This is a genomic window from Streptomyces sp. IBSBF 2435, from assembly GCF_036815005.1.
GTDB lineage: Bacteria > Actinomycetota > Actinomycetes > Streptomycetales > Streptomycetaceae > Actinacidiphila.
The window spans coordinates 29,097-42,002 of sequence record NZ_JAJSYW010000032.1 but is presented as its reverse complement, the minus strand read 5'-3'; the positions used below and the strand labels follow the sequence as shown (position 1 = coordinate 42,002).

General features: G+C 73.8%; 10 protein-coding genes and 1 pseudogene. 8 read left to right on the top strand and 3 right to left on the bottom strand.

Annotated elements, in window-relative coordinates; translation table 11 throughout:
- The first annotated feature begins 107 nt into the window (after positions 1-107).
- The 7 genes from V7E46_RS09245 to V7E46_RS09215 all read left to right on the top strand — a co-directional run bounded on the left by V7E46_RS09245 (position 108) and on the right by V7E46_RS09215 (position 6,582).
- Positions 108-911 (top strand): DUF4184 family protein, encoded by an 804-nt coding sequence (locus V7E46_RS09245; RefSeq protein ID WP_333767963.1) that lies wholly within the window; start codon positions 108-110, stop codon positions 909-911.
- A 153-nt stretch (positions 912-1,064) separates the two neighbouring features.
- Positions 1,065-1,652 carry a sigma-70 family RNA polymerase sigma factor gene (locus V7E46_RS09240; protein WP_329172044.1) on the top strand — a complete coding sequence of 196 codons (588 nt, stop codon included), beginning with the start codon at positions 1,065-1,067 and terminating at the stop codon, positions 1,650-1,652.
- Positions 1,649-2,392: an anti-sigma factor gene (locus tag V7E46_RS09235; RefSeq protein WP_333767962.1), complete on the top strand. Its 744-nt coding sequence runs from the start codon at positions 1,649-1,651 to the stop codon at positions 2,390-2,392. The genes V7E46_RS09240 and V7E46_RS09235 overlap by 4 nt, the downstream gene beginning before the upstream one ends.
- Positions 2,393-2,499: 107 nt before the next feature.
- Entirely contained in the window at positions 2,500-3,765 is a 1,266-nt protein-coding gene (locus tag V7E46_RS09230; RefSeq protein WP_333767961.1) for an NAD(P)/FAD-dependent oxidoreductase, read from the top strand.
- Entirely contained in the window at positions 3,762-4,496 is a 735-nt protein-coding gene (locus V7E46_RS09225) for a DUF1365 domain-containing protein (RefSeq protein WP_333767960.1), read from the top strand. The genes V7E46_RS09230 and V7E46_RS09225 overlap by 4 nt, the downstream gene beginning before the upstream one ends.
- Complete coding sequence (locus tag V7E46_RS09220) at positions 4,493-5,779, top strand: cyclopropane-fatty-acyl-phospholipid synthase family protein (RefSeq protein WP_333767959.1); 1,287 nt, start codon at positions 4,493-4,495, stop codon at positions 5,777-5,779. Before V7E46_RS09225 ends, V7E46_RS09220 begins: the two co-directional genes overlap by 4 nt.
- Positions 5,776-6,582: a DUF1295 domain-containing protein gene (locus V7E46_RS09215; RefSeq protein WP_333767958.1), complete on the top strand. Its 807-nt coding sequence runs from the start codon at positions 5,776-5,778 to the stop codon at positions 6,580-6,582. Before V7E46_RS09220 ends, V7E46_RS09215 begins: the two co-directional genes overlap by 4 nt.
- Positions 6,583-6,605: 23 nt before the next feature.
- Here V7E46_RS09215 and V7E46_RS09210 read toward each other — a convergent pair whose 3' ends face one another.
- From V7E46_RS09210 to V7E46_RS09195, 3 genes are all read right to left on the bottom strand, one after another.
- Positions 6,606-7,376 (bottom strand): helix-turn-helix transcriptional regulator, encoded by a 771-nt coding sequence (locus tag V7E46_RS09210; RefSeq protein ID WP_329172033.1) that lies wholly within the window; start codon positions 7,374-7,376, stop codon positions 6,606-6,608.
- 159 nt (positions 7,377-7,535) lie between these two features.
- A complete protein-coding gene (locus V7E46_RS33855) occupies positions 7,536-10,988 on the bottom strand; it encodes a discoidin domain-containing protein (RefSeq protein WP_443054095.1) in 3,453 nt (1,150 codons plus the stop codon).
- A gap of 560 nt (positions 10,989-11,548) precedes the next feature.
- Complete coding sequence (locus tag V7E46_RS09195; protein ID WP_333767957.1) at positions 11,549-12,412, bottom strand: NAD(P)H-binding protein; 864 nt, start codon at positions 12,410-12,412, stop codon at positions 11,549-11,551.
- Between the two features lie 123 nt (positions 12,413-12,535).
- On the opposite strand from V7E46_RS09195, the pseudogene V7E46_RS09190 reads away from it, so the two are divergent.
- Positions 12,536-12,808, top strand: a pseudogene (locus V7E46_RS09190) (MarR family winged helix-turn-helix transcriptional regulator); the annotation flags it as partial.
- Positions 12,809-12,906: the final 98 nt, after the last annotated feature.

Here is a 12,906-nt window from a genome sequence, read left to right as displayed (position 1 = left end):
CCCCCAGGTCTACACACCCTGACCCCGGCTCGCGGCGGCGACACCGGACGGGGGGACGTCCTGTCCCCCCGTTCGCCGCGCCGGGCCCGCCCCGGGAAGATGACAGCATGCCGTTCACACTCAGTCATCCCGCCGCCGTGCTGCCGATGCTGCGCGGCGGGCGGCCCCGCGGCCCGCTGGTGGCCTCGGCTCTGGTCGCCGGGTCGCTGGCGCCCGACGTCCCCTTCTTCACCGACTCCCTGGTGCACGGCACCTTCGGGTTCGGCGAGTTCACCCACAGCCCGCTCGGCGTGGCCACCGCGGACGTGGCGATCGCGGCTGTGCTCGCCGCCGGCTGGCACTGGCTGCTGCGCGAGCCGCTGGTGGCACTGCTGCCCGGCAGGTGGGCGGATGCCGCCGACGCGGTCACCGCGCCGACCGGGCGGACCGCGGGCCCGGCCGGAGCCGGCCGTTTCGCGCTGTCCGCGGCGGTCGGCGCGGCGACCCATGTGGCCTGGGACGCGTTCACCCACGGCGGCCGGCTCGGCGCCCGCCTGCTGCCGGCGCTGAACCGCACAGTGCTGGGCCGCCCGCTCTACTACGACCTCCAGTTCGGATCCTCGGTGCTGGGCCTGGGCGTCATCGGCTGGTACGCGGTGCGCACGCTGCGCTCGGCCCCCGCGCAGGCCCCGCCCCGGATGCGGCTGTCGGCCCGCACCAGGGCCGCGGCGACGGTCCTGGTGGGCGCGGCGGCGACGGCCGGGGCCGCCGCACGGCTGGCCCGCTGGGACCACGGCCCGCTGCGCACCGCCGGGCTGCTCGACCTCGTCCCGGCCGTCGCCTTCGGCGGTGGCGCCGGCGCCGTCGTGGGCCTGGCCTGCTACGCGGCCGTGGCCCGCACCGCGCTGGGGCGCCGCAGGGACACGGCCTAGGAACCGGCCCCGGCTCGCCCCGCGCCCGCCGCCGCGCGTACGGTGACGGTCCGGCTCCGTACCCGGCGGGAAAAGAATTTCCCGTCCCGACCAATCCGTACGGGCCACGGCGTCGAAACCCCCGTGACGACGTTCCCGTCCGGAGGTGTGCCCATGCGCGCGGTGGCCCGCGACACAACACCGGCCCCGCACAGCGGTGCCCTGGAGAATCTGCTGGACCGGGTGTCCCGCGGCGACCGTGAGGCCTTCGAAGGCGTGTACAACGCGGTGGCCGGCTCGGTGCTCGGCCTGGTGCGCCGGGTGCTGCGGGACCCGGCGCAGTCCGAGGAGGTCGCCCAGGAGGTGCTGGTCGACGTGTGGCGGTGCGCCGCCCGCTTCGACCCCGGGCAGGGCAGCGCCATGGCCTGGATCATGACGCTGGCGCACCGCAGGGCCGTGGACCGGGTCCGCTCCTCGCAGGCCGCGGCCGACCGCGAGCACAAAGCGGCGGTACGCGACCACAGCCCGGCCTTCGACGAGGTCAGCGAGCAGGTCGAACGCCGGCTCGAACGCGAGCAGGTCCGCCGCTGCCTCGGCGGGCTCACCGAACTCCAGCGCGAGTCCGTCACCCTGGCCTACTACCGCGGCTGCACCTACCGCGAGACCGCCGACCTGCTCGGGGTCGCCCTCGGCACGGTCAAGACCCGGCTGCGGGACGGCCTGATCCGACTCCGTGACTGCCTGGGGGTGACCTCCGCATGACCGTCGCCGACCTGCACACGCTCACCGGCGCCTACGCGCTGGACGCACTGTCGCAAGGGGAGGCCGAGGACTTCGCCCGGCACCTGGCCGTCTGCCCGTCCTGCGCCCAGGAGGTCGCCGAACTGCGGGAGACCGCGGCCCGGCTGGCGCTCGCGGTGGCCGTGGTCCCGCCCGCCGGGCTGCGCGCCCAGGTGATGGCGGCGCTGCCCGGCGTACGCCAGCTGCCGCCGCACCCGCACACCGCAGTGGTGCCCGCCCACCCCCGGTGGCGGCGCCGGCTGCCGCATCTGGCCGCCGCCGCGTGCCTCGCGGCCGCCGTCGCGGCGGGCGCGGTGGCGGTGGACGCCCAGCACCGTGCGGACCGGCAGCGGGACCGTATCGCGCAGGCCGAGCAGCAGACCGCCGCGCTCGGCGCGCTGCTGGCCGCGCCCGACGCCACCACCCACGCGGGCGCCGTCAAGGGCGGCGGCAGCGCCACCGTCGTGGCCTCCCGGCAGCTCGGGCGGACGGCGCTCTTCTACCACGGGCTGCCGCGGCTGTCCGACTCCCGCGTCTACCAGCTGTGGTACAGCCGCGGCGGCACGATGGTGCCCGCGGGACTGGTCGGCTCCGGCCGGCCCGACGGCGCCGCCCTGCTGGCCGGCAGCGCGCAGGGCGCGTCCGGCGTGGGCGTGACCGTGGAACCGCAGGGCGGCTCACGGACGCCCACCGGCGCGCCGGTCGTACTCCTGGCGCTGTGACCCGGGGCACTCGCGCGGACCAATCCGCGGGCGCCCCGGCTTCGAACGAGCCATGACAGAATGATCCGCACACGCGGGCCGCCCGCCGGGCGAGGAGGAGGACGGCTGTGGAGCGGCGCAGAACGGCTGTGGTGGGCGGCGGCATCGCGGGTCTGACCGCCGGTTACATCCTGCGCAACGCCTGCGACGTGTCGCTGTACGAGGCGGACGACCGCCTCGGCGGCCACGCCGACACGCACGAGGTGACCGAGGCCGACGGCCGCGTCCTCGCCATCGACACCGGCTTCATCGTGCACAACGAGCGCACGTACCCGAACCTCCTGCGGCTGTTCGCCGAACTCGGCGTCACCACCCAGGAGTCCGAGATGAGCATGTCGGTGCGCTGCGACGGCTGCGGCCTCGAATACGCCGGCGCACGCGGCTTGTCGGGAGTGCTCGCCAGGCCGCGCACCGCGCTGCGCCCCCGGGCGCTGAGGATGTTCGGCGAGGTCCCGGCCTTCCACCGGAAGGCCCGGCGGCTGCTCGCCGCCGACGAGGGTCCCGGCGACCCGACACTGGGCCGCTTCCTGGCCGACGGACGGTTTTCGGCCTATTTCGTGGCGCACTTCATCACCCCGCTGGTCTGCTCGGTGTGGTCCTGCGCCCCCGCGACCGCCATGGAGTATCCGGCCCGCTACCTCTTCCGCTTCCTGGACCGGCACGGACTGCTCGCCGTGACCGGGTCACCGCAATGGCGAACGGTCACCGGCGGATCCGCCGCGTACGTCCGGCGGATCCGCAAGCAGCTCGCGGCCGTTCACACCGGCGCACCCGTACGCGCGGTGCACCGCTCGGCGGACGGCGTACGCATCGTCACCGCCGACGGCACGGCCAGCGACCACGACGCCGTGGTGCTGGCGGTACACCCCGACCAGGCACTGCGGCTGCTGGCCGACCCCACTCCGGCGGAGACCGCGGTCCTCGGCGCCTTCCCCTACTCGCGCAACCCCACCGTGCTGCACACCGACGCCTCGGTGCTGCCGCGCGCCCGCCGGGCCAGGGCCTCCTGGAACTACCTGATGCCGTCCTGCGACGCACCCGCAGAACAGGTCCGCATCGGCTACCACATGAACCGGCTGCAGCGCCTTGACGCCTCCGAGGACTACATCGTCTCGCTCAACGCCGAGGGCCTGGTCGACCCCGCCCGGGTCATCGCCTCCATGGTCTACGAACACCCCGTCTACACCCCGGAATCCGTCGCCGCCCAGCGCCTGCTCCCGTCGCTGAACACCCCCGTCACCGCCTACGCCGGCGCATACCACGGCTGGGGCTTCCACGAGGACGGCTGCCGCTCGGGCGTCGAGGCCGCCTCCGCACTGGGGGTCTCGTGGTGAGCCCCGCCGCCCCCGCCCTCTACGACTGCCGGATCGACCACATCAGGACCGGCCCGCTGCGCCACCGGGTGCGGCTGAGCAGCTACTTGTGGCTGGTCGACCTCGACCGGCTGCCGCGGCTGCCGGCCCTGCTGCGCCCGCTCGCCCGCTTCGACGCCCGCGACCACTTCGGCGGCACCGCGCCCACGCTGCGCGCCGGGCTCGACCGCTTCCTGGCCGCGCAGGGCGAACAGCCGCCGGGCGGGCAGGTGCTGATGCTCGCGAACGCCCGGGTGCTCGGCTACGTCTTCAACCCGCTGACGCTGTACTGGTGCCACGACACCGGCGGCGCCCTGCGCTGCGTGGTCGCCGAGGTGCACAACACCTACGGGGAGCGCCACGGCTATCTGCTGCACACCGACGTCCACGGGCGGGCCGACACCGCCAAGGAGCTGTACGTCTCGCCCTTCCACGGCGTCGACGGCCGCTACCGGATGCACCTGCCGGAGCCCGGGGAGCAACTCGCCGTCACCGTACGGCTCACGCCGGACGGCGGCAGCCCGTTCACCGCGACCGTACGCGGCACCCGGCGCCCCGCGACCGTCCGCGGACTGCTGGCGGCCGCCGCACGGCACCCGTGGTCCACCCTCGTCGTCTCCGCCGCCATCCGCCTGCACGGCATCCGCCTCTACCTGCGCGGACTGCCGGTCAGGCCCCGACCGCCGCACCCCACCCAGGAGGGCATGAAGTGAGCACCCCGCTCACCCACCGGCCGCCGGTGGCCGCCCGGCCGCCGGTCGACCCCGAACGCTGGCCCGACGTCGCCCGCGTACCGCGCAGTTCACCGCCGCGCACCGCCATAGCCCGGGCGATCGTCACCCGGGCGCTGCGGCGGCTGCCGCTGCGGGTGCGCTTCGAGGACGGCAGCGCGCTCGGCGACCGCGGACCGCTGCTGACCGTGCACGACCGGCAGGCGTTCTTCCGCCGCATCGGCACCGACGGCCTGATCGGCTTCGGCGAGTCCTACATGGCGGGGGAGTGGGACGCCGAGGACCTGGTCGGCGTGCTGACCGTTATGGCCGGGCACGTCGGCACCCTGGTCCCCGCCTCCTTGCAGCGGCTGCGCGGCGTCTGGGCGCCGCGCACCCCCGACGCCCAGCGCAACACCCCGGACGGCGCCCGGCGCAACATCCGGCACCACTACGACCTGTCCAACGACCTCTTCGCGCTCTTCCTCGACGAGACCCTGACGTACTCCGCCGCGGTCTTCCGCGGCTTCCCCGCCGACCACGCGGTGCTCCCCGCTGCCCAGCACCGCAAGATCGACCGGCTGCTGGACCTCGCGGAGGTCGGCCCCGGCACCCGGCTGCTGGAGATCGGCACCGGCTGGGGCGAACTCGCGCTGCGCGCCGCCGACCGCGGCGCCCGGGTGCTCACCGTGACGCTGTCCGCCGAGCAGCGCGACCTGGCGGTGCGCCGGGTGCGCGAGGCCGGGCAGCAGGACCTGGTCGAGGTCCGGCTCAGCGACTACCGGCAACTGACCGGCAGCTACGACGCCGTGGTCAGCGTCGAGATGATCGAGGCGGTCGGCGCGGAATTCTGGCCCGACTACTTCACCGTGCTCGACCGGCTGCTCGCACCCGGCGGCCGGATCGCGCTGCAGGCGATCACCCTGCCGCACGACCGGCTGCTGGCCACCCGCGACGGCCACACCTGGATCCACAAGTACGTCTTCCCCGGCGGTGTCATCCCCTCCCTGGAGGCCGTCGAGCAGGTCACCGCCGCCCACACGGCGCTGACCGTCGCCCGCCACGACGGCTTCGGCGTGCACTACGCCGAGACCCTGCGGCTGTGGCGCGAGCGCTTCGTACAGCGGGCCGAGGACGTCGAGGCGCTCGGCTTCGACGCGGTCTTCCGCCGCATGTGGACCTTCTACCTCGCCTATTCCGAGGCCGGCTTCCGCTCCGGCTACCTCGACGTACGGCAACTGCTGCTCACGCGCCGCGAGCCGGACGCCGCCGGGGCCGCCGGGTGAACGGCTTCCCGTGGCAGGCCTTCGCGGTCAACCTCGGGGTCTGCGCCGGGGTCACGCTCGCGGTGTGGCTGGTGACCTTCGCCGTCTCCGTACGCCGAGGCCTGCACCGGCTGGCCGACATCACCTGGGGCCTGGCCTTCACCGTGGTCGCCGCCGTCAGCTTCGGGCTGTCCGCGGGGCACGGCGACACCGGCCGCCGGGTCCTGGTCCTGGCGCTGACGGCCGGCTGGGGGCTGCGGCTCGCGGTGCACCTGGCCTGGCGCGGCCGGGGCCGGGGAGAGGACCCGCGCTACGCCAGGATGCTCGCCAAGGCCCCCGGCAACCGCAACGCCTACGCGCTGCGGATCGTCCACCTCACCCAGGCGGCCCTGGTCTGGCTGGTGTCGCTGCCGGTGCAGGCCGCCTGCTACGTGCAGGGGGCGCTGGGTCCCGTGGCGGCCGTGGGCGCGGCGCTGTGGCTGCTCGGGGTCGGCTGCGAGGCGGTCGGCGACTACCAGCTGGCCCGCTTCACGGCCGACCCCGGCAACCACGGCCGGATCATGGACCGCGGTCTGTGGTCCTGGACCCGGCACCCCAACTACTTCGGCGACTTCTGCGTGTGGTGGGGGCTGTTCCTGATCGTCTGCGACGATCCCGCGGCGGCCGCGGTCACCGTGGTCTCCCCGCTGACCATGAGCTTCCTGCTGATCGGGGGCAGCGGCAAGCGGATGCTGGAGCGGCACATGGCGGAGCGCCCCGGCTACGCCGAGTACCGCGCCCGCACCAGCGGCTTCGTGCCGCTGCCGCCGGCCCGGCCGCGCTGAGCGCGCGGCCGTCCGGCCGCCGGTCAGCCGGGGGCCCGACGGCAGCGGGCGTCCTCGGCTCCCGGCGGTGCGTCGGGGCCGCTCTCCCGCAGCTCCACACAGCAGCGGGTGGTGGTCGTTCGGACCATCGTCGCCTCGATGCCGTGCGCCTGCATGCCGTCCAGCAGACCGTCGAGCAGCGCCAGGTTGATGGCGCACACCAGCTCGGGGGAGCGCATGACGAGCTGGTGGAAAGGGCAGTTGAGCAGCCGCAGCCGGGTGGGCGCCGGGCGGTCGGGCTCGTAGCCGTACTGTTCGAGTATCGGTTCGGCGACGCTCACCGAGCGCTCGGGGCCGAGCCGGCCGGGGCGCACCCTGGCGCGGGCCGCCTGCCCGATCGCCTCGCCCTGCCGCCGTGCCGCGTTGACCGCGGCCGTCGGCGCGTCCTCGCTGGGCTGGGCGCCCATCACAGCGTCGACCAGGATGCCGGCGATGACATCGCTGCGGCGCTCCGGGATGCTCACCCGGATCTCGACGTCGGCGGGTTCGTAGACCTTGGGGCGGCGGCCGACCCGGGGGATCGCGGCCGGGTTGGCGTAGGAGGTCCGCAACAGGCCGGCCGCCACCAGCTTGTCGAGGTGGAAGGCGGCGAGCTTGGCCGAGATCCCGTCGGCGGCCGCGACGTCCTCACGGGTCACCGGCCGGTGGGCGCGGCGCACGATCTCATGGATGCGCCGTCGCTGCTCGTCCGCGAGCACCGCGACCGCATCCAGCCCCGCGTCCCGCGGGGCCTCGTAGGCAATGGCATCAGACACGGGACCACCATAACGCCCACGTCCGTTTCTGAAACCCCTTTCGCAAAGCCTTCTGTCCGAGACCGGGTGTTGCCACCCGGTGTTAGCTCCAGCGGTTGTTGGCGTAACCGCCGCCGGCGCGGGGTGCCGTCAGCCGGCGCCCCGCACCGGCGGCCGCCGTCAGTCGGCGGTCACCGCGGAGGGCAGCGTGACGCCGCCGCTGAGCGGAAGGTTGCGCGACGAGTCGCCGACCAGGATCTGGTAGGTGCCCGCGTCGGCCACCCAGTGGCCCGCCGTGGTGGACCAGGAGGCCAGCGCGTGGACCGGGACGGTGAAGGTGACCGTGCCCGAGGCGCCCGCGGCCAGGCTGATCCGCTGGAATCCCTTCAACTGGTGCGGCGGCTCACCCGCCGGGCCCGGATCGGCCACGTAGAGCTGGGCGACCTCGGTGCCCGCCCGGCTGCCGGTGTTGGTGACGGTCGCCTTCACCGTCGCCTGCCCGCCCGAGACCGCGCCGACCTGGAGGTTGCCGAACGAGAAGCTGGTGTACGACAGCCCGAAGCCGAACGGGAACAGCGGGGTGAGGTTGTTCGTGTCGTACCACCGGTAGCCGACCTTGAGGCCCTCGGAGTAGTTCACCTGGCCGTTGGTGCCCGGCCACTGGGCCGCGGTGTTCGCCGGGACCTGGGACAGCGCCGCGGGGAAGGTCACCGGCAGGTGGCCCGAGGGGTTCACATCGCCGAACAGCAGCGCGGCGATGCCCTGGCCGTACTGCTGGCCGTCGTAGAAGCCCTCGAAGACGCCCGCGACCTGGTTCAGCCACGGCATCAGGATCGCCGAGTTGTTGTTGAGCACCACGATGGTGTGCGGGTTGGCCGCCGCCACCGCGGAGATCAGCGCGTCCTGGCCGCCCGGCAGGTTGAGCGAGGCGTTGTCGGCCTCCTCGTGGCCGTAGTTGTCGCTGGCGAAGACGACCGCGACGCTGGAGGCCCGGGCCAGATTCGCCGCCGCGGTCACGTCCGTGCCCTCGTCGTAGGTCACCTTGGTGCCGGTGTCGGCGAGCCGCTGCTGGATGCCGATGACCGGGGTGTAGGTGCCGCTGCTGGTCACCGTGCCGCTGCCGCCGCCGATCGTCTGGGTGCCGGGTCCCGCGTCGGTGCCGATCACCGCGACACCGGACGGCAGGGCCGCCGGATTCAGCGGCAGGGCACCGTTGTTCTTGAGCAGGACCGTGCCCTCCTCGACGCCCTGCAGGGCGACCTTGTTGTGCGCGGGCGTGGTCACGATGGCCTTGTTGTCACCGGTGGGCGCCTTGTCGAACATCCCGAAGCGGAACATCTGGGTGAGCACCCGGGAGACCATGGTGTCCACGGTCGCCTGGCTGACCCGGCCGTCCTGCACCGCCTGGATCAGGAAGTCGGCGTAGTAGTAGCCGCCGGGCATCTCCACCGTCAGGCCGGCGTTCGCGGACTCCACGGTGGAGTGGATGGCGCCCCAGTCCGACGTCACGAAACCGGTGAAGCCCGCCTGCTGGTAGAGGCCCTTGTTGAGGATGTCGGGGTTCTGGCACGACGGCTCGTTGTTGACATTGCTGTACGCGCACATCACCGCCGCCGCCCCGCCCTCCTTGATCGCGGTCTGGAAGGCGGGCAGGTAGATCTCCTGCAGCGTCCGCGCGTCGACATCGACCGTGCCGGCCGGCTGCTCGATGTTGTACGCGGCGGCGTGCTTGACCTCCGCCATCACCCCCTGCTCCTGGATGCCCCTGATGTCGGCGGCGCCCATCTGCCCCGACAGGTACGGGTCCTCGCCGAAGGTCTCGTACGACCGCCCCCAGCGCGGGTCGCGGATGATGTTCACCGTCGGGCCGAGCGCGACATGCACGCCCTTGCCGGCGAACTCCTGGCCGACCGCGTCGCCGTAGCTCTGCTGCCACTGCGGGTCGAAGGTCGCGGCGGAGACCATGCCGGACGGCATCTGGGTCACCCCGCCGAGCCCGTCGCCGACGCCGGCCGGGCCGTCCTCGAAGTTGACGTCGGGGATGCACAGGGCGGGATTGCCGACGATCTTCCCGATGTAGTCGGGGGCGTCGGTGCCGTGCAGCATCGCGACCTTCTGCTGGAGCGACATCTGCCCCATCAGCTGGGCGACCCTGGTGGAGGTGGCCGCGGTGGAGTTCAGCCACGGGCATGTGCCGGGAGCGGGCTGCGAAGGCGGCGGCGGGATGGTCGCGGTGACCCCGCCGACGGTGTAGACCTCGAACTCCCACAGCGCGTAGCCGTAGGCGGTGGCCCGGGCGGTGCCGTACATCCGGATGTAGCGGCCGCTGCCGGTGGCGTCGATGCTCTGCTTGCCGCCGGGGCCGGTGGTGGTGGAGTAGATCTGCCGCCAGTCGGTGCCGTTGTCGGACAGCTGGATCTGGAAGGCCTTCGCGTAGGCGTTCTCCCAGTTGATCACGACCCGGCAGACCGGCAGGCTCGCGCCCAGGTCGACCTGGAACCACTGCGGGTCCGAAGAGGCGCTGGACCAGCGGCTGATGGTGCTGCCGTCCACGCCGTAGACGGCCGAGTAGCCGGGGTCGCCGTCCTGGAGGGAGGAGGCGGTGGCCGGGTGGCCGAGCGCGGCGTTCGCAGTGCCGCAGTCGCCGGTGCCGGTGCCGCCCGTGGTGCCTCCGCTGCCGCCGCTGCCGCCGCCCGAGGTGCCGCTGCCCCCGGTGTGGACCTGGAACTCCCACAGTGAGTAGCCGTAGCCCGTGGCGCGGGCGGTGCCGGTGACGCGGACGTACCGGCCGGTGCCGGTGACGGTGAGGGTCTGGACGCCGCCGGTGCCGGTCGTGGTGGAGTACACCGGGGTCCAGGTGGTGCCGTTGTCGGACAGCTGGATCTGGAAGGCCGTGGCGTAGGCGGCCTCCCAGTTCAGCACGACCTGGCACACCGGGACACTGCTGCCGAGGTCGGCCTGGAGCCATTGCGGGTCGGCCGCTGCGCTGGACCAGCGGGTGCCGGTGTTGCCGTCGACGGCTGCGGAGGCGGGGGTGCCGGCGTTCTCGGTGGAGGACGCGGTGGCGGGCCGGTCGAGTGCCGCGTTGTCGGTGCCGCAGGCGGTGGGTCCTGTGGTGCCGCTGGTGCCGTAGACCTGGAACTCCCAGAGGGAGTAGCCGTATCCGGTGGCGCGGGCGGTGCCGTAGAAGCGGACATAGCGACCGGAAGCGTTTACGGGGACTGTCTGCACGCCGCCGGTCGCGGTGGTGGTGGAGTAGGCGTCGGTCCAGGTGGTGGCGTTGTCGGAGACCTGGATCTTGTAGGCGGTGGCGTACGCCGACTCCCAGTTGAGGGTGACGGAGCTGAGGGCGGCGCCGGTGCCGAGGTCGACCTGGAGCCACTGCGGGTCGGCCGCCGCGCTGGACCAGCGGGTGCCGGTGTTGCCGTCGACGGCTGCCGAGGCGGGGGTCCCGGCGTTCTCGGTGGACGAGGCCGTCGCGGTCCTGCCCTGCGACAGCAGGGAAGGCGCGGCATGCGCGGGGCGTGCGGCGGTGAAGAGGGCGGCGATCAGCGCGAGGACGGCGGCCGAGGCGAGCCAGGCGGCGCGGGTGGTGCGGACAGCACGGGACCTGACCCTGTTGCTGGCATACATGAGTCTCCCTCAAGGGGGGTGTGGGGGGAACGCAGGAGATCTCTGGACGGCGGCCGCCGGGCGGTGGTGCGGTGAACGGTGACACATGGAGCGGGAGAGCGCTCTCCAATGCGGAAGTGAACACTCGCGTGCAGGACGCGTCAAGGCCTCGACGCGAACTCGCCCGCGCCTCACCGGCGGTACAGCGGCGGACGTGGGCGGACGTGGGCGAATGCTCCCGGGCCCGGGGCAACCTTCCCGGGGTGCCGGGCGGTTGCGGAGGTGGAGGCAGTGGCGTACGCCCGGCACCGCGGCCCGGGAGAGCGGTTGCCGGGCCGCGCCGGACCGCCCCGCGCCGCCGCCCGCCTGCCTCCCGCGCCCCCGTGCACCGAAGCGTTGCCCCATGCCTTCCCCTCCTCCCCGTGCGCTGCTGTCGGGGTCGGGCGCGGTGGCGATCGCCGTACTCGCCGGCGTGTCCGAGGCGCGTATGAGGCAGCTGCCAGCCGTTCTCGACCCCGCCCTGCAGCCGGTGGTCGTGATGGGCGACGCGGCGTCGCTGGCGCGCGGAGCGGGCGGCGCGGTCAGCCGGTGGGGCCGGCCCGGAAGGCGTCGGCGTTGCGGGCGCACCAGTCGGCGAAGGCGGCCGGCTTGCGCCCGAGCAGCTCCTCGACGGTGTCGGTGCGGAAGCCCTCGGTGTCGGCCCGCAGCAGCGCGAAGCCCTCGACGAGGGCTTCGGCGAGGGCGGGCGGGGCGCCGCCGGGGAAGCGGGCCGCCACCGTTTCCTGCGCGGTCACGGCGGGGCGTACGGCGATCGGCCGGCCCGCGGCGGCGGCGATGATCGCCACCTGCTCCGCCACCGTGAAGGCCTCGGCACCGGTGAGGGCGTATTCCGCGCCCGCGTGGCCCTCGCCGGTGAGGGCGAGGGCGGCGACCGCGGCGATGTCCGCCGGGTCGATCGGGGCGAGGCGTCCTGGGCCGACCGGGTCCAGGACGTAGCCGCCGGCGCGGATGGTCGGCAGCCAGTCCAGCGCGTTGGTCATGAAGCCGCCGGGCCGCAGGACGGTGGCCGGGATGCCGCAGTCGCGGACGATCTGCTCGCGGGCGTGGTGCCAGCGGCCCATCGCGGGCATCGGGTCGCCCAGGACGTTGGTCGAGGACAGCTGCACGAGGTGCCGTACGCCCGCGGTCCGCGCGGCGGCCACCGCGTGGGCCGTGGTGTCGGTGCCGATCCCGGGGGTGAGCAGGAACAGCCGGTCCACGCCGGCGAAGGCTGCGGTCAGCGTGTCCGGCGCGGTGAGGTCGCCGGTGAAGCGTTCCGCGCTCGCGGGAAGGGCGGCGGCCCGGGCCGGATCGCGCACCAGGACGCGGAAGGCGGCGCCCGCCGCGTCGAGCTGCCCGACCAGCTCGCGGCCGATGTTTCCGGTGCCGCCGGTGACGAGTATCATCGGGATCCCCCCAGGTCGTTTGCCGTCTAATGAATTGACCCGGGGAACGTTAGCCGGTTAATCATTAGCCGTCAATCGATTCTGTGGGCGTGCGGCGGCCGCCCTAGCCGACGGGAGGCCGCGATGCCCGAATTCCTCGACCTGCACAGCAGGACCACCAAGGTGCTGCGCACGCTCGCCGACGAGGCGATGCGCCGGCACGGCCTGCACTACGGCCAGCACCACCTGCTCGCCGCGCTGTGGGAGCAGGACGGCAGGACGCCGGGCGAGGTCGCGGCGAAACTGCATGTGACCACCCCGACGGTGGTCAAGATGGCCGACCGGATGACCGCGTCGGGACTGCTGGTACGCCGCCGCGACGACCGGGACAACCGGCTGGTCCGGCTGTGGCTGACCGGCGCCGGACGCGCGCTGCGCGAGCCGGTCGAAGCCGAACGTCTGGAGCTCGAACGTCAGGTCACCGCGGACCTGACCGAGGCCGAGCGCGCCCAGTT